General features: G+C 61.8%; 12 protein-coding genes. 9 read left to right on the top strand and 3 right to left on the bottom strand.

Annotation, left to right across the window (positions count from 1 at the left end; genetic code table 11):
* The first annotated feature begins 1 nt into the window (after nt 1).
* The 9 genes from BLV45_RS26395 (at nt 2) to BLV45_RS26435 (ending at nt 13,862) form a co-directional block, all read left to right on the top strand.
* Nucleotides 2-445 carry a hypothetical protein gene (locus tag BLV45_RS26395; protein ID WP_143130484.1) on the top strand — a complete coding sequence of 148 codons (444 nt, stop codon included), beginning with the start codon at nt 2-4 and terminating at the stop codon, nt 443-445.
* Nucleotides 445-1,074 carry a hypothetical protein gene (locus BLV45_RS26400; protein ID WP_090538216.1) on the top strand — a complete coding sequence of 210 codons (630 nt, stop codon included), beginning with the start codon at nt 445-447 and terminating at the stop codon, nt 1,072-1,074. The genes BLV45_RS26395 and BLV45_RS26400 overlap by 1 nt, the downstream gene beginning before the upstream one ends.
* Nucleotides 1,074-3,266: a transglycosylase SLT domain-containing protein gene (locus BLV45_RS26405; protein ID WP_090538218.1), complete on the top strand. Its 2,193-nt coding sequence runs from the start codon at nt 1,074-1,076 to the stop codon at nt 3,264-3,266. Before BLV45_RS26400 ends, BLV45_RS26405 begins: the two co-directional genes overlap by 1 nt.
* Nucleotides 3,266-8,950 (top strand): hypothetical protein, encoded by a 5,685-nt coding sequence (locus BLV45_RS26410; protein ID WP_090538220.1) that lies wholly within the window; start codon nt 3,266-3,268, stop codon nt 8,948-8,950. Before BLV45_RS26405 ends, BLV45_RS26410 begins: the two co-directional genes overlap by 1 nt.
* A gap of 2,431 nt (nt 8,951-11,381) precedes the next feature.
* Nucleotides 11,382-11,546, top strand: a complete 165-nt coding sequence (locus tag BLV45_RS27710; protein WP_176954256.1) for a hypothetical protein — start codon at nt 11,382-11,384, stop codon at nt 11,544-11,546.
* Nucleotides 11,543-12,076 carry a glycoside hydrolase family 19 protein gene (locus BLV45_RS26420; protein ID WP_090538224.1) on the top strand — a complete coding sequence of 178 codons (534 nt, stop codon included), beginning with the start codon at nt 11,543-11,545 and terminating at the stop codon, nt 12,074-12,076. The genes BLV45_RS27710 and BLV45_RS26420 overlap by 4 nt, the downstream gene beginning before the upstream one ends.
* Nucleotide 12,077: 1 nt before the next feature.
* Nucleotides 12,078-12,506: a 3TM-type holin gene (locus tag BLV45_RS26425; protein WP_090538226.1), complete on the top strand. Its 429-nt coding sequence runs from the start codon at nt 12,078-12,080 to the stop codon at nt 12,504-12,506.
* On the top strand, nt 12,503-12,745 hold the full coding sequence (locus tag BLV45_RS26430; protein ID WP_245753577.1) for a hypothetical protein: 243 nt from the start codon (nt 12,503-12,505) through the stop codon (nt 12,743-12,745). Before BLV45_RS26425 ends, BLV45_RS26430 begins: the two co-directional genes overlap by 4 nt.
* Nucleotides 12,746-12,752: 7 nt before the next feature.
* A complete protein-coding gene (locus BLV45_RS26435) occupies nt 12,753-13,862 on the top strand; it encodes a hypothetical protein (RefSeq protein WP_090538228.1) in 1,110 nt (369 codons plus the stop codon).
* On the opposite strand, the gene BLV45_RS26440 is transcribed toward BLV45_RS26435, so the two are convergent.
* Genes BLV45_RS26440 through BLV45_RS26450 form a run of 3 tightly spaced genes read right to left on the bottom strand, consistent with a single transcriptional unit; the run spans nt 13,812 to nt 16,958 of the window.
* On the bottom strand, nt 13,812-14,990 hold the full coding sequence (locus BLV45_RS26440; RefSeq protein WP_090538230.1) for an acyltransferase family protein: 1,179 nt from the start codon (nt 14,988-14,990) through the stop codon (nt 13,812-13,814). The genes BLV45_RS26435 and BLV45_RS26440 overlap by 51 nt on opposite strands.
* Before the next feature lie 49 nt (nt 14,991-15,039).
* Nucleotides 15,040-16,485, bottom strand: a complete 1,446-nt coding sequence (locus tag BLV45_RS26445) for a DEAD/DEAH box helicase (RefSeq protein ID WP_090538232.1) — start codon at nt 16,483-16,485, stop codon at nt 15,040-15,042.
* Nucleotides 16,482-16,958: a hypothetical protein gene (locus BLV45_RS26450; protein WP_090538234.1), complete on the bottom strand. Its 477-nt coding sequence runs from the start codon at nt 16,956-16,958 to the stop codon at nt 16,482-16,484. The genes BLV45_RS26445 and BLV45_RS26450 overlap by 4 nt, the downstream gene beginning before the upstream one ends.
* Nucleotides 16,959-17,188 lie beyond the last annotated feature (230 nt).

Here is a 17,188-nt window from a genome sequence, read left to right on the forward strand (position 1 = left end):
CGTGCGCGACGTGCGCGACGGGGATCTCGAGTCGATTGCCGCGAATCTGCGCAACGCCGACATCGAAGAAATCCACGGATCGACCGGGCATCGCGACTGCCTCGCGGTGATGCGCCAGGGCGCTGAAACGTCGGCGATGTTATGGACGATCGAAGTCGATGGCGAGCCCGCGGGGTTGTTTGGCGTGGTGCCGACAGACGGCATCGGCGTGCCGTGGATGCTCGGCACGCCTGCGCTTGAACGCGCGCCGAAGCAACTCACGAAGCTGGGCCGCGCGTACGTAACCTTAATGCACGACAAATACGCGACGCTGCTGAACTATGTTGATGCCCGCAGCCTCAAGTCGGTGTACTGGCTCGCCCGGCTCGGCTTCACCGTACAGAAAGAGACTGAGCCCTACGGCGTTTTCGGCTTGCCGTTCCACCGCTTCGGGATGAATCGATAATGTGTCTGCCCAATCTCGTATCTGCTGCCAGCGCCGCCAGCGCGACGACGGGCAGCGGCGCGCCGTACGCATTCGGCGGATCTGCGCCGGCTGACACATCCAGCATTTTCACGCCTGCAAACACGAATCTTGCGCTGGGCACGGCAGGAGGGGCTTTCAGCCTGATCGGCGCAATCAGCAAGGCGAACAACACCGTCACGGCCGACAACGCGCAAGCAAACCAGCTGCAGACGAACGCCGTCAACGCCGAGCAGGCTGCAGCCAGTGCCGTCACGTCGGGCATCGGCACGGCGGCGAATACCGAAACAAAGGGCGCGCAGACCGTAGCCTCGCAGCGCGCGGCGATGGCAGCGAACGGTATCGATGTCAATGCCTCCGGCACGGCGCAGAACGTCCAGAAGAGCACGCAATACATCACTGACCAGAACGTGGATACGATCACGGCGAACGCCGCGCGCACCGCCATGGGCTACACGCAGCAGTCGCAAAGCGATAGCGCGAACGCGGCCGCATACCGCGCCGCCGCAGCGTCCGTCAGCCCGACCATGGCGGGCGCAACGTCGCTGCTCACCAGCGCGACCGGCGTCGCGTCGAACTGGTATCGCAATCAACGCGCAGGGGTTTCCTGATGCCTGTAGTTCCGTCACTCGATCCTTCACAGCAGGTAACGCCCAGTCAGGCGCCCGACGTTCAATCTTCGTCGGTGGTATCCGCCGGGCTGCTCGATCAGGGCGCGCAGCAGGTCAGCGCGGCCGGTGATGCGCTCGGGCAAGCCGCGAACGCGCATTCGCAGGTGATCATCGACGCGCAGAATCTGGCAAACCAGACGCGCGTGAACGATGCCGTCAACCAGCTCAAGACGACGCAGCAGGATCTGATGTACAACCCGCAAACGGGTGTGCAGTCACAAACCGGCGTCAACGCGATCCAGCGCCAGAGCGGCATGAGCCTGGCCGATGAATACACCGGCAAGCTCACCGATACCGCGTCGCAGATCAGTTCGCAGTTGACGAACCCGATGCAGTTGCGCATGTTCAACGAACAGGCCAACGATATCGCCACGCAGTTTCACGGCGCGACGACGGCATGGGAAGGCCAGCAGTTCAAGTCCTACGCGCTGTCAACACAGCAGGGCACGGTCAAGCTCGCGTCCGATCAGGTCGCGCTGAACTACAAAAACCCCGACCAGATCGACGCCGGGCTGCAGGCTATCGACGCCGCGACGTATCAGGCTGGCAAGATCAACGGAAGCGCCGCAACCGAGATCGAAGCCAACCAGAAGTTGATGAAGAGTAACGCGCTCACGGGCGCGATCGACGCGGCACTGCAGCAGGGGCAGACGACGTACGCAAATCAGTTGCTGGCGAAATATTCGCCGCAGATGACCGCGAACGACATTCTTCAGGTCAACGGCAAGCTCAACAGCTACATCGGCACGCAGGTCGCAAGTCAGGTGGTGGGCGGCGTGATGACATCGGTCGCACCGCAGATGTCGAACAGCCCGATCTCGCGCATGGTCGCGATCACTGCGCAAAGCGAATCGGGCAACCACGAGACGAACCCCGACGGGTCGACCGTCACGTCGCCCAAAGGCGCGCAGGGCTCGATGCAGGTCATGCCGACGACCAACACCGATCCCGGTTTCGGTGTTCGCCCGGCGGGGGACAACAGCCCGCAGGAACGCGCACGTGTGGGCGCGGACTACCTGACCGCGATGGTCCAACGGTACGGCGATCCGGCAAAAGCGTGGGCCGCATACAACGCCGGGCCGGGCGCGCTCGACGACGCAATGGCTAAGGCCAAAGCCGCAGGCACGCCGAACGCGTGGATGCAGAACCTGCCGGCCGAGACGCAGGCGTACGTGCAGAAGAACGTCGCAGCATACCAGTCCGGTGCCGTCAACACGACGCGCCCGGCGCTGGTCGACGTGATCGCCCAGGTGCGCGCGAATCCGGTCCTGCAGCAGAAGCCCGAATGGATGGCGAATGCTGTCACGCTCGCGACGCAGCAATACAACGAGCAGACGCAGGCGATCGATCAGCGCGACGTGGCCGCAGTCGCACAGGTGCAGCGCACGCTGTCGGCAAATCGCGGTAACTGGTCGTCGATCAACCCGGGCGATCTCGCGGCGGTGAATCCGAAGGATATACCGGGCCTGCAGACGTACGCAAAGAGCATGTCGGAAGGTACGAACAGCACGAACACCGCGCTTTACCAGACGCTCGTCACGTCGCCGCAGATCATGGCGAGCATGACGAACGACCAGTGGCAAGTGCAGGCGCAAAACCTGTCAGTCGACGATTTCAAGACGCTCTCGAAGCAGCGCGCCGACCTGATCAACAACACCGGTTCGAACGCGCCCGGCAGTCTGAACCTGCGCGCGGTGAACGAAACGTTGTCGCAGCGCCTGCAGTCGATGGGCGTCAATCCGTATCCGAAGATGACGGGCTTCAACTCCGATCCGGAAGCGGTGTCGCAAGTCGGCAGCATTCGCCAGTTCGTCAACGAAAGCATTCTCGAAGCACAGCAGCAGGCCGGCAAGAAGTTCACCGAGGCTGATATCGAGAAGCATATCGACACCCTGTTCACGAAGTCGGTCACGTTCCAGAATCGTCTTGACCTTGGCTTCACGTCGATCCAGCGCGCGCCGACCACGGTGAACCTGATGGCGATCACGCCGGACCAGATCCCCGACGATGTGCTGCCGAAGCTGAAGGCCGACTTCAAGGCGAACGGCGTGCCGAGCCCGTCGCCGGGCCAGTTGCTCGGCGCTTACTGGCACTTCAAGACGCAGCAGTCCAAAACCGCGAGCAACCCTTAATGGCTGACATCATCGTTCCGGATTCCGGCACTTCGTTTGAAGGCAAGGTCACGCCGCAATCTGCTCCAGCGCCGACGGTGGCGCCCGCTGCCGCACCTGCCGTGCCGACTGTCAGCCCCGCGGCGTCATACCTGCAGAGCACCGCGCAAACCGCGCAGAGCAATATCGCGCTCGCGGTTGGCGCGAACCCGGATTACGAAGCCGAAATGCAGCGCCTCGCGCAGCAGACCGGCACGCCGGTCGATAGCGTGAAGGCGTTTCCCGACGTGGTGAAGCAGAAAGCCACGGTCAACAGCATCGACTTCCAGAACCTCGCGAAGCAGTTCCCAACCACGGCTGCGTTCTACCAGTCGCAGAACAACGCGAAGATCGCGCACGACGATGTGGGCGGCTTGCAGTCCGTCGAGCAGGCGACGACGAATCTCGGTCCGGCCAGCAATGTCGTGCCGCTCGCGCCCGGCACGGCGGGCTATTTTCAGCCCGACAACAGCCCACTGCCGCTGCGCGAACGCCTGCTGAACTGGGGCCGCAACCTGTTCGGTATGGGCGACGCGGTACCGACCGGCAATGCGCAGGGCGCCGGCGGCGCGCAGGCGTTCATTCAGAACTATGCCAAACAGAATGGCATGACCGTCGGGCAGGAGCGTGACGCCGTGGGCGGCATGTCGGAAGTGCCGACGCAGTTCGCGCAGGGCTTTGAGAACTCGTTCACCGCCGGGCTTGCGCCTGACGTGAACGGCCCGGCACAAACGACGGCGGGCGGTGTCGCCAGCGGCGCGGGTAACCTCGCAGGCTTCATCGCAGGCGCGCCGTTGAAGCTGGCCGCAGGCGCGGTCGAGAAAGTCGGCGGTTCGCTGCTCGAGCATGTGGCCGGCGAGTCATTCGCGAAAGCCGCGGCAAAGGATGTCATCGGGCAGGCTTCGACGCTGGGCCTTGCGAGCGCGATCACTGCGACGGGCGACGCGCTCAACCAGAACAGCCCCGAAGCTGCGTTGACGACGATCGGCCTGCAGGGTTTGCACGGCGCAGAGATGGGTGGCGTATTTGGCGCGGCCGGGCGCGTGCTGCCTGACGCCACGCTCGTACAGACTCTCGCGCGCGTGGTCGGTGTGAACACTGCGATGGACGCGATTCAGGGTTCGTCGCCTTGGGATGACCGCACGACTGCACAGAAGGTAATGGACTACGGTCTGAACTCCGTGTTCGCGCTGCACGGCGCGGGCCGCGCGACGGGCGCGTGGATGACGGACGCCGCGCGCGCGGATGTCGCCATGGGCGACGCGCAGACGCTGGCGGATCTCGCCACGTCGGCGGCGAACTCAAAGCTGCGCCCGCGCGATCCGCAGGCATTCAAGGATTTCGTTGCGACGGCCAATGCCGACGGCCCGGTGCAGAACGTGTACGTCGACGGCGCCACGCTCGCGAATGCGCTCAACCAGTCGGGCGTAAAGATCGGTGACGTGGAAGCGACCATGCCGCGCGTCGCGCAGCAGTTGCCCGAAGCGCTCGCCACGGGTGGAGATGTGTCGATCCCGGTCGAAGACTTCGCGACGCACATCGCGGGCGGCCCGCTGCAGGACGCGCTGATGCCGCATCTGAAGACCGACCCCGACGGCATGACGCAGCAGCAGGCGCAGGAGTTCTACCAGTCGAGCAAGGACACCTTTCAGCAGGCCACCGAAACCGCGACCGCAGACAAGGCCAACGATGATGCGGTGGCGGCGAGCGCGCAGGCGGTGCACGATAACATTCTCGGCCAGCTCACCGAAGCGAACCGCTTCCGGCCGGACGTGAACAAGGTCTACGCCGCGCTGGTGCGCGACAGCTACACCGCAGCTGGCGCACGCGCGGGCCTGTCGCCGGAATCGATGTTCGAACGCTATCCGCTGCGGATCACGGCTGACGATGCGCCGGGCGCCAACGCGCTGACACAGGAAGCGCGCGGCAAGCTGTCGTTTAGCGACGACATCACCAGCGCGCCCAGCACGATCACGCTGAACAAGGATGCCGACCTGTCGACGTTCGTGCACGAACTCGGGCACTTCCAGCTTGAAATGCTCAACCACATGAGCGGTCAGGAAGGTGTGCTGCCGGAAGTGGGCGACGACTTCAAGGCCGTCACGGACTGGATGGGCACGACGCCGGAAGCGTGGCGCAATATGTCACTCGAGGAGAAACGCCCACTGCATGAGCAGTTCGCGCGCGGCTTCGAGTCGTACCTGTTCGAAGGCAAAGCGCCGACACCGGAACTGCAGGGCGTCTTCCAGCGCGTGCGGGCGTGGATGGTCAACGTCTACAAGTCGCTGCAGAACCTGCACGTGCAACTGTCGCCCGAAGTGCGCGGCGTGTTCGACCGGCTGCTCGCGACGAATGACGCGATTCGCAGCGCTGAAGCCGAGCGCGCGTACACGCCGATGTTCCACACGGCTGAAGAAGCCAGCATGACGCCGGAAGAGTTTCAGGCATACCACGCGCTCGGCAACGAAGCGACGCTCGAAGCGTCCGACGAACTGACGGCGCGCACGCTGCGCGACATGCGTTTCACCGAGATCGCGAAGGAACGCGCGGCGAAGGAAGTGAAAGCGGACGTCGCCGCAAAGCGCAGCGCGATCCGCGAACAGGTGAAAGAGGACGTGGCGAAAGAACCGGTCTACGCGGCGCAGGATTTCATGCTGGGTCAGGCGAACAAGGAAAACCAGATTCCGGCCGATCTGGTTGCCGAGCGTTTCGGATTCACCGACGCCAAGGAAATGACGTCGGCAATCGCCAATGCCGAGCCGCGAAAGGGTGTCGTGGAAGCGTTGACCGACCAGCGGATGCTCGAAAAATACGGCGACATTACGTCACCGCAGGCGATGAACGCCGCAGCAAATCAGGCCATCCACAACGAAGTGCGCACGCGCTTCATCGCGACCGAGTACAAAGCGCTGTCTAAAGCTACGGGCGGCGTTCGCGTGCTCGAAAAGGCGGCGAAGGCTGTCGCGGAAACGACGATCGCGAAGGCGCGCGTACGCGACATCAACGCTTCGAAATACGGTGCTGCTGAAGCGCGCGCCGGCAAAGCCGCTGATGCCGCGCGCCTCAAGGGCGATCTGACTGAAGCCGCGCAGCAGAAGCGCAATCAGTTATTGAACAACCAGCTTGAAAAGACCGCACGCGCAGCAGCAGCCGAAGTGCTCAAGTCGCTGCAGTACCTGAAGAAATTCAACAAGGAAAGCACGCGCGCCAAGATCGACGTCGACGTGCGCGACCAGATCGACGACATGCTGTCGCGCTTCGATCTGCGCACGAACCCGGTGGACACGCCCACGCGCCAGCAGATCAACCTTGAAAAGTGGGTCGAGTCGCAGATCGACGCGGGATACGCTCCGAACGTGTCGCCCGACATGCTCAATCCGACGTTCCGCACGCCGTACCGCGACATGACGATGGAGCAGTTTCGCGGTCTGCACGACGCCGTGCAGTCGCTGGAAAAGATCGGTCGCGACCGCAAGACGGCGATGATCAACGGCGAAAAGCAGGACATTCAGGAATACGTCAACGAGCACCTGATTCCGAAAATGCAGGCGCGCGGCGAGCAGTTCAGCGACGCCGAGATTTTCGACAAGCCCGCCGATCGTAGCAATAACCCGTTCAGGATCGCGCTCGACCACCTGACGTCGCAACTGCGCGCGCTGCGCGCCCAGCTCAAGCCGCAGGAATACAAGCGCAACCAGTACGATATGCACGAGTTGCTGGGACCGTTCGGCGAGGCGATCTATGAACCGGTGTTTCGCGCGAACTATCACGAAGTCGACATGCTCAAGGGTATGTCGGACGACTTCCAGAAAATGGCCGATCACCTGGGCCGCGAGTGGCAGGACAGCCTGAAAGACGGCGTGGTGAATACCACGCTGATGGACGTGAACCGCAGCACTGACGGCCAGCAGGTTCCGCTGCGCATGTCGCGCGGCCGGATGCTCGGTATCGCGTTGCACGTCGGCAACGAGTCGAACTTCGACAAGATGACGCAGGGCTGGAAGTGGAACCCGCAGGACGTGTGGCGCTTCCTGCACGACAACATGACCGAAAAGGACTGGACCGCTGTGCAGTCGGTGTGGGATCAATACGACAAGCACTGGCCTGACATGGCCGCGATGAATCAGCGCCTGGGCAACACGTCGCCCGAACGTATCGAGCCGCGCGCCTTCAAGACGAAATTCGGTGAGCAGCGCGGCGGCTATGCCGCGATCAAGTACGACCCGCTGCGCTCGCGGCGTGGTGAGAAGGAAGCCGCAGGCCGTGCGATCGATCCGTCGAAAGGCTTGTTCGGTAGCAGTTTTTACCGCGCAGACACGACGACCAACGGCTCTCTGAACGCGCGGAACCATGGGTATACCGATGTTGTGGATCTGGACTTCCACACGATCCCGCGAGCGATGACCGAATCGATTCACGATCTCGCGTATCGCGAGGCGCTGATCGACGTGAACAAGATCATCGAAAACGGAACTTTCCGCCGGCAGTTCCAGAAGACGTACGGACCGGAAGCGTACCGCTCGCTGCAGGAGTGGCTGGGCAAGACGGCCAATGCCGACAATCAGGACCGCGAGATCGGCGCGCTGGGCAAGGTGCTGCAATACTCGCGTACGGGCCTGGTGATCAACGGCATTGCATTCCGCATCTCGACTGTGCTGAAACACGGCGGGTCGGCCGCAATCAAGACGGGCGGCTACTTCACGGGCGGCGGCGAGAAGTTCCTCGCGCAGCGCTTCGCCGCTATGGGCACGAACTACGCCGCCGAGATTCGCGGCGCACAGGACAAATTTCCTGAGATTCGAGCGCGGCTGTTGCAGCAGGATCGCGACTTCCGTGCGATGTCGGCAAACCTGTTCGAACCGGAAAGCAAGATAAGCAAGGCTGAGCGCTTCGGCCACGCCGCCGTCGCGTGGTCGGACATGATGACGGCCGTGCCGACCGCATGGGCGGCGTACGACCGCGCGGTCACCGTCGGCATCCCGAAGAACATGGGCGGCACGGGCGAACCAATGACCGAAGAGCAGGCCGTCGCCTACGCGAGCAAGGTCGTGCGCGAAGCCCACGGCAGCAACATCACGTCGGCCCGCTCGATGGTGATCAACAACAGTTCCGAAGCGGTCAAGATGTTCACGACCCTGTACGGCTTCATGAACAACACCTATGGGCAGGCCGCCGACATTGCGGACAAGCTGAAGACCACCGGCATCAGCAACCCGCAGACGCTCGCGCGCGGCATTATGGCGCTGATCGTGCCGGCGATATGGGCCGGGTACCTGACCGAAGGACCGCCGAGCGATAAGGACGGCTGGGCACACTGGATCGCGAAGTCGATCGGCACCGAAGTCGCGGGCATGGTGCCGTTCGTGCGCGATGCTGCTGCCATGGTCGAAGGCTACAGCCACGCCGGGCAAGTCGGCGTCGAATCGTTCCTCAATACGCTCGTCGGCGCGGGCAAGGATGTGTACCACCTGGCCACTGGTCAGCACGTCAACGCGCCGATCAAGGACATCGCGAACGCCGCCGGCATGGGCCTGCACATTCCGGGACTCGGTCAGGCCGGCGGCTCGGTGCAGTATCTGGCCGATGTTGCTGCCGGCAAACAGCACCCACAAGGGCCGCTTGACCTGGCCGAAGGCATTGCATTGGGCCGCGCGCCAAAGCATTGACGTAACCATACCCCGTTGTTTCAACTGGAAAATCCGTGCATCTTTTAGGGGTGCACGGATGACCGTTTCCAGTTCGATCCGCAAGGCGGGGCCGTTCGCAGGCAACAACGTTGCGACGACGTTTCCTTTCAATTTCAAGATTTTTGCAAAGGAAGACGTCAAAGTCCTGCTGGTCAATCCGAACGGACTGTCGACGCGGCTCGTGCTCGACTCCGATTATTCGATTCAGCTAAACGCCAATCAGAATTCGAGCCCCGGTGGCTGGGTCACCTACCCAATCAGCGGCACGCCGCTCGCCACCAGTTACCAGCTCGTCATGCTGGGCGATCTTGCTTACGATCAAGAAACTGACATCACGAACGGCGGGGGCTTCTACCCGAACACGATCGAGGATATGTCGGACAGGTCGACGATCCAGATCCAGCAGCTTGCCGAAATCACGTCACGCGCACTGGTCATCACCGAAGCCGAAAGTACCTCACCCGTTCTACCGAATGCGCAGAGCCGCGCCAATAGCATTGTCGGCTTCGACGCGCTCGGTAACCTCGAAATGCTTGCGCTGACCCCCGCCGTCGGTGCGGGCGATCTTAAGGATGAACGTTTCGTCGATGGTACCGACTATGTGTCCGGCACGTCGACGACGATCACGCTGTCGCGCGTGTACGGAAACAAGGCGAATCTCGGGGCGGTGGTGATGCAGGGTGTGGTGCAAGACCCGAATAGCTACGCACTGAACAACGGCAACAAGCTCGTTTTTGATGCGCCGATTCCGCTTGGCGTTGGTGTGGTCTGGCTCAAGGGCGGCACCACGCTGTCGGTCTACCTGCCGCCGGCTGGCTCGGTCGGGGATACCCAGCTTCAATGGGGTAACGTACTCGGCCGGATTGTCGATTCTATCGTCGCACTTCGCCAGCTTAAATCCATCACCTATACCCGGGCTTTCGTCACTGGGTATTACGCAGCCAGCGACGGTGGCGGCGGCGCTTACCAGTACCAGCCGGGCGACACGACCAGCGCGGATAACGGTTGCACGATCATCGTCGGCGCGGACGGCGGCCGCTGGTATCTCCAGCATCACGGGAGCATCGCGCTCGCTCAAGCAGGCGGCAAGCAGGATGGCGCGACAGACGACCTGGCTGCGTGGAACCGGCTGCTCGCGCTTCCCAACATCGAGATCACTTTTACTGGCACGTCCCTCGTTTCCAATCAGGTAACGATCGTCAACAGCAACACGACGATCCGTGGCCTGACAAGGAACGCCGGGCTTCTCGCGAAGGCCGGGCAGAACTTCCAGTACGTGCTGTTCGGCAGTGGCCTGTCGAATATCCAGTTGCGCAACTTCACGGTCGACGCCAATCAGGCGAACCGCGCTTCGGTCCTGACCACGACCGGCTATTGCGTTCTGCTCACGTCATGCAGTGGCTCGCTGGCCGACGGCATCACCGTCCAGAACAGCATCGGCACCGCGTCGCTGTCGGCAGTTGGATTTCAGTTCGGCGGTGTCGGCAGCAACAACATCATCCGGAATTCGTTTGCTCTGAACTGCGGCATTGCTGGAAAACCGTCTGACGGGTTCTACTGTTCGAACGATTTTTCGCTGCTCGAAGGCAACACGTCGATCAACTGCTTCGACACCGGTCATGTGCTCGAAGCGTGCAGCTTCAGCACGATCTCGGCATGCCGCTCGATCGGTTGCGGCTCGGTGGGTGCAATCACGAACTTCATGTCGACCAATACATACGGCAACCAGATCATCGGTCTGACCGGGCGAGACTGGAACGCGTCCGTCACCGGGGGCGTCCAGATCGGCGCGCTTGGCACCGGAAACCTGTGCGATACGAAGATCAGCGGTTTGAGCATGAGCGGCCTCGTCAATGCGGCCGGCGCTGCGATCAACATCCGACAACCGAGCACAGGCATCGTCGACGGGCTCAGTCTTGATTGCAGTATTCGCGGCGGATCCGCCCAGGGGATTCTGGTCAACGGCCAGAACATCAACATTAAGGCAAATATTCAAGGGCACACGCTGGACGGTATCCAGGTGCAGTCGGGTAGCAACATCGTCATCGGCGGTGCGTCGACCATCAAGGGAGGTGCGTATGGCGTCACGACCCGTGGCACGTCGGAAGCCAGCGCGACCGGCGTTCGATGCGTAAGCCAGAGCAGCTATGGGCTCTACGCGTTCGACACGTCGACGCTTACAAGCCTGATGAACAACGTCACGTCGCCGGGTGTCCTGTACGAAGGCAAGGACGCGGGCGCGACATTGAACCGCATGACGTTGGTCAACGGTCAATTCTCGATTCAAAGCCTGGTTGGCAGCGGCCCGACCGGAACACTCAACAACAAGTTCAACGTTGTCGACGGCGGTAACAACGGCAAGGGTGCCATTCCGATGTACACCGCATAACGAATTGAAACGGGGCCTTCGATGAATAAAGACATCGTAGCGAGCGCGGCGCTGGCAGCACCGGGATACGTGGCGACAGGAAGCTGGTTCGCCGGTTTTGACCTGCCGCACTTCGTGATGGTGCTGACAGCGATTTCGCTGGTGTTGAGCATCGCACACACGATCGTCAAGTGGAACCGAAAATGAATGCGGAAGCGCTTGCCCGCGCGCTCGGTGTACCGGTATCGCGCACCACTGTGTGGGCCGACCCGATCAGTGCTGCGATGGCGTTATGGGCTATCGACACCGATGCGAGACAGGCGGCATTCATTGCGCAGATCGGGCACGAAAGCGGGCGGCTCGTGTACGTGCGCGAGCTTTGGGGGCCTACACCAGCGCAGGCGCGATACGAAGGGCGTGAGGATCTCGGCAACACGCAGCCAGGCGACGGAAAGCGATTCATGGGACGTGGCTTGATCCAGATCACGGGCCGTACGAACTACGCGAAAGCGGGCGGTGAACTGGACTTGCCGCTGCTGGAGCAGCCCGAGCTGCTGGAGCAGCCGACAAACGCCGCACTGTCGGCCGCATGGTTCTGGAACGTGCACGGGCTAAACGAACTCGCTGACGCGGGCGACTTCGCCACGATCACGCGCCGGATCAACGGCGGCATGAACGGTTACGCGGACCGGTTAGCGCTGCTGGCGCTGGCGAAAGACGCACTTACAGAGGTGTGATATGGCATTTGGAATTGACGACGCAATCGCTGGTGTAAGCAAGCTGCTCGACGACGGCATGAACAAGATCTGGCCGGACCCGGCCGCCAAGGCAACCGCCGAAGCAACGTTGATGAAGGCGCAGACCGATGCCGCGCTGGCGATGATGCAGCAGCAGATGTCGGCAATCCTCGCCGAAGCGAACAGCAAAGACCCGTGGACGAGCCGCGCGCGGCCGTCGTTCATGTACGTGATGTACATCATGATCCTGTGCGGCATCCCGATGGGCATCCTGACGGCCTTCAGTCCGCAGACAGCGGTCTCGATCGCGCAGGGTATGAAGGCATGGCTCGAAGCGATCCCGACGGCGCTATGGGGCACCTTCGGTACCGGTTACGCCGGATACGTCATCGCGCGCAGTTATGAAAAAGGCCAGGGGGTGAGTAAGTGAACTGGCTCAAACGCTATGCATTTAACTGGCTTCGCCTTGGTGACGTGGCACTAAACGTCGCGACCGGCGGCGATGCAAACGAAATGCTCAGCTCGCGCGCCGGCAAGCAGATGCTCAAAGGAAAACGCTGGGCCTGCGTGCTTTGCCGAATTCTTGATCGCATTCCGTTCTTCGGTCCCGGCCATTGTCTGAAGTCGATCAATCCAGACGATGGCGCGAACGCCACTATTCCCGACTGAGGCATACATGAAACGACTTCTCAGCATTGCGCTGCTCGCGGTTTCGTCCGTCGCCTTCGGTGCGACGCTTGCCCCGGTTCAGTTGTTGAGCCCATCCGGATCTACAACCGGACAGGCAATCGTGTCGACCGGCGCATCAAGCCCGCCGGCGTGGGGTAACGTATCGATCGCCACCCTCACCGGTATTCTGCCGGTGGCGAACGGCGGCACGAACGCATCCAGCGCAAGCGGCACCGCGCTCGACAACATCAGCGGGTTCGCCGGTACCGGATTCCTGACCCGAACTGGCGCGGGCGCCTATGCGTTCCAGAGCGCCACCAACGGCATCACGCTCGGCAACCTCGCGCAGCTGCCGGCCAACACGGTGCTGGCAAATGCCACGAACGGAACCGCGAATGTCACCGCGTTTGCCATGCCGAACTGTGGCCTGTCTTCTTCGGTGACGTGGACGGCGGGCACGGGATTCACTTGCACCTCTGCTGCTGCCGGCGTCTTTTCCACGATCACCGCGACCACGACTAACTCAACCAATACCGTGACAGTCACGGATACAGGCACGAGCGGCGCGAATATCAAGCTGGTGGGGAATGGCGGCACGACGCCGAACAAGAGCATCCGCGCGAACGGCGGTCAGTTTCAGGTCGTCAACAGCGCCTACTCGACAGCGATCATGTCGCTGGATGATTCCGGCAATCTGACATCCAACAGCCTGATCACGAGCGGGACCGCTCCCGCGGGGAGCGTCGGCGAGTACGTTACGAACAACACCAGCTCGGGCGTGGCGCTCAGCACCGCAGCCACGACAAACCTGATCTCGATTTCCCTAACTGCCGGGAAATGGGATGTGACCGGGGACGTCTCCATAACCGGTGCGGGCGCTGCCGTGCTGACCAATACCGTCGGCGGCATTAGCACGACTTCCGCAACGATCGGCTCGCTGGGTACGTTCTGGCAATTCCTCACCACGTTCACATCGAACGCGATCGTGAATTCACCGACGCCGACGGTTCATCTTGTGCTTGGCAGCACGACGACGGTATGGCTCGTCGCACTTGGTACGTTCTCGTCAGGTACGGCTAGCGCCCAGGGCGTCATTCGCGCGATTCGTGTTCCCTGAAGCCGACACCGGCTTCTTGCCGGCGATGATCCTGGAGACCCACCGCCCCGCATGATGGAAAGGCCGTTCGTAGACGACGTGGATGTTCCACGATACGAGAAGGGTCAACAGCGTTTGAGTCACGAGCGCGCACAGGGGCGGGGCGCCGAGGTCGATCAGGATCCGGATGCCGACGTACCCCATCGCGGCATGGCACACATACATCGGGTAGCTGATCCGGGCAAAGAACCTGACCAGAAAGCCGCCTTCCCATTCCGGAAACCAGAAATACAGCGCGGCGAAGATCGCGAGCGCTGCCACGTAGGACAGATAGACGTCTGCCGTGAAGTCCTCACGATGGCAGCACCACAGGAAAACACCCATCAGCACCGCGACCGAGATGGCGAACTTTCTCGCGCTCATCAGCTTGCGGTAGTGGAAGTTGAAGGCCACGCCCACGGTCATGAATAGCAGGTACTTCAACGGCCAGAGGAAATTCTCTGGCGGGTTCCAGCCCATCGGATAGGCGGCTTTGTAGGGTGCTGCCCACGCTGCTGCGGCGGCAATGACGAAGAACGGGTAGACCTTGCCGCGTCGGATCGCGCTCCAGAACAACAGCACGAACAGATAGAACTTTGTCTCGACTTCCAGCGTCCAGACGACGCCGTCTATCGAGGGGTATTCGGTCCAGTCGCGAAACAGCGACATGTGCCACCAGATCGTGTACCAGGAATAGGTGAGGTAGTGCGATTTGTAGGCGGCGCCGCAGAAGAGCGCGAGCATCGTCACGGCGAAACCGGCGACGTACGTCGGCCAGATCCGGAAAATGCGGCCAGCCACGAACGCCATCATCCCGCGCAGATTGCTCGGCAGATTCGCGATTGCCTGTGGCACGACAAGTCCGCTGATTAAAAAGAAGAGGGCGACACCTAGCGCACCGAGATTGATATACGGCGAGATCGACAGGAATCTGACCAGTTTGTGGGGGTACGGGTCGGCATACAGCGCCGGCAATCCGTCGTATTCACCCCTGATGTACTGGAAAACGAGAACATAGTGGGCGATCAGGACAAGCAGGCTGGCGATCCCGCGCAGGCCATCGGCGAAGGCAATCTTTCCGCTGCCGCCACGCTGTGAAGCTTCTTTCATCTCTCGTCCGACTATTCTGGTTTAAGCCGAATTCTATCCCATCAAGGATCTAGACACGCAGACCCTTGCTTTTCATGGCATCCAGCAGAATGTCCTGCACTTCGCGCTTAGTTTCCCGGCGCAGCATCACATCCTCGTCGATCGTGTCGCGGGCGATGATGTGATAGATGAACATCGGGCGACGGTGCCCGGCCTGTAGCTGGCGCACTGGGCCGATCCGCTCGATGATCTGCTGGAACTCTTCGAGGTTCCACCAGTGCCCAAAGAACGCGAGGATGTTGCCGCCGTCCTGCAGGTTCAGCCCGTGCCCGGCGCTGGCCGGATGGGCGAACAGCACCGGGATCTTCCCGGCGTTCCAGTCCCTTATGGTCTGCGGGTTCTGGTCGAGTTGACGGCCGCGCGGAAAAGCGCGCGCGAGCCGAGCAAGATCAGACTTGAAGTGATAAGCGACGAGCACAGGCATCCCAGCAGCTTCCTCGACAATGTCTTCGAGTGCATGGAGTTTTTCATCGTGGACGTCCTTCCAGTTTCCGGCGTCGTCGACGTAGGCGGCGCCGTTGGCGAGCTGCAGGCACTTCATCGTGCGGCTCGCGGCGTTCAGCGCTTCGACTTCGTGCTCGCCGATCTCCATGAACATCTTTCGTTCCATGTCCTGATACAGCCGCCGGGCGCCGCTCGGTAGGTCGACGTACACCGGGCGCACGATCGGCTTCTCGAGGTCGAACCAGTCAGCCGGATCGAGCGATATCGTGCAGTCGCGCAGCGCCTGCTGTATCTGTTCCTGCGCGTGGTCGAGCGGCTCGACGGCGTGATAGCCGCGGTCCCCCTTCACGGACTGGAACCAGCGCGATTCGAACGCCGAGTACGAGCGCCCGAGCCGCTGGCCGCCGTCGATGAACCACTGCTGGCCCCACAGATCCTTAAGCCCGTTCGGCGACGGTGTGCCGGTCAGGTTCGTCCAGCGCTTCACCTTCGTGTGCGCAACCTGCGCGAGTGCGCGGCCGCGCACGCTGCCGCCCGAACCTTTCAGGAATTCTTTACCCAGCTTGCTTTTCTGGTTCGAAATCCGCGTCGACTTCAGCTTCGTCGACTCGTCCGCAACGACCGTGCCGAACGGCCACGGGCGCGGGTTGTGTTTGAACCAGTCAATCAGCCAGGGCAAGTTCTCATAATTGATCGAGAATATCGGCGCATCGCGGCGTAGCTGCATCGCGCGGTTGTTCGCGTCGCCAAGGATCGGCACGACTTCGAGCCCGCGCAGATGCTCCCACTTCTCACACTCGTCCGGCCACGTCGATCGCGCGACGCGCAGCGGTGCGATCACGAGCGTCGGTTGCGTCTCGATGCCGAGTGCATAGAGCGATTCGAGTGTCGTCAGAGTGCTGACCGTCTTGCCGAGCCCCATGCCTGCCCACACGTTCGTGCGCTCGACGTCCGACTGGTGCTCGATGATCAGCCCTTGATACTTGTGGGGCACGAAGACGCGGCGGGTCATTCGTCGTTTTTCCGCGCGAGGTATTCCCAAAACGGCACCTTCACGCCGTCGACCTTGAAACCCCACATGCCCTGAAATTTCGACGTAACGAACAGCGTCCACACCCCGCCGGCCGATACTTCAGTGATCTGGTGGAACTCACCGAAATTGAGCCGCGCCGTGTCGCCAGCAACGCGCCGGATGCACGAGCCGTCTTCGCGCACTTCTCGATACCAGCCATGCAAAATGAATGTACGCGCATTCCACGGGTGGTCATGCAACGCACGATCGTTGTCGCGGCGCAAGATGTGGTGGATGCGCACGCTCCATGGGAACCATGAATGCTTTGTGGTGTGCGTCTTCTGGTCGTACGGGTTAAGCAACCACCAGCGGCTCATGTAGCCGTCGAGATGGGCGTACGGTGTGCGCTGCGCGCGCCGGATCAGCCAGCACGTAACGGCGGGGATTGCGAGGATTCGAGCGACGGTTTTCATATGTCCACCTGTCTAATAATTGCTGATCAATTGGCCGCAAACCCGCGTGGTTTGGTGCCTGTTTCTTGTGCAATCGTTTAGACAGCAGTTCCCGCAACGCCATACCCGGTAAGGGTTTGCGGGCTATCGACGTTCCTGATTTGGGATCAGAGGGTCGAAGGTTCGAATCCTTTCGCTCCGACCACGAATAGCAGCAGGCAAGCATCAAGCAAAAACCCGCGTCGCCGTCA

The organism is Paraburkholderia sartisoli (assembly GCF_900107685.1).
GTDB classification, from domain to species: Bacteria; Pseudomonadota; Gammaproteobacteria; order Burkholderiales; family Burkholderiaceae; genus Paraburkholderia; species Paraburkholderia sartisoli.

Excerpts from the sequence above, each read along its gene's own strand:
- BLV45_RS26425 (WP_090538226.1), top strand. The coding sequence starts at position 12,078 with ATGGCATTTGGAATTGACGACGCAATCGCTGGTGTAAGCAAGCTGCTC.
- BLV45_RS26435 (WP_090538228.1), top strand. The coding sequence starts at position 12,753 with ATGAAACGACTTCTCAGCATTGCGCTGCTCGCGGTTTCGTCCGTCGCC.
- BLV45_RS26450 (WP_090538234.1), bottom strand. The coding sequence starts at position 16,958 with ATGAAAACCGTCGCTCGAATCCTCGCAATCCCCGCCGTTACGTGCTGG.
- BLV45_RS26445 (WP_090538232.1), bottom strand. The coding sequence starts at position 16,485 with ATGACCCGCCGCGTCTTCGTGCCCCACAAGTATCAAGGGCTGATCATC.
- BLV45_RS26420 (WP_090538224.1), top strand. The coding sequence starts at position 11,543 with ATGAATGCGGAAGCGCTTGCCCGCGCGCTCGGTGTACCGGTATCGCGC.
- BLV45_RS26405 (WP_090538218.1), top strand. The coding sequence starts at position 1,074 with ATGCCTGTAGTTCCGTCACTCGATCCTTCACAGCAGGTAACGCCCAGT.
- BLV45_RS27710 (WP_176954256.1), top strand. The coding sequence starts at position 11,382 with ATGAATAAAGACATCGTAGCGAGCGCGGCGCTGGCAGCACCGGGATAC.
- BLV45_RS26440 (WP_090538230.1), bottom strand. The coding sequence starts at position 14,990 with ATGAAAGAAGCTTCACAGCGTGGCGGCAGCGGAAAGATTGCCTTCGCC.
- BLV45_RS26410 (WP_090538220.1), top strand. The coding sequence starts at position 3,266 with ATGGCTGACATCATCGTTCCGGATTCCGGCACTTCGTTTGAAGGCAAG.
- BLV45_RS26400 (WP_090538216.1), top strand. The coding sequence starts at position 445 with ATGTGTCTGCCCAATCTCGTATCTGCTGCCAGCGCCGCCAGCGCGACG.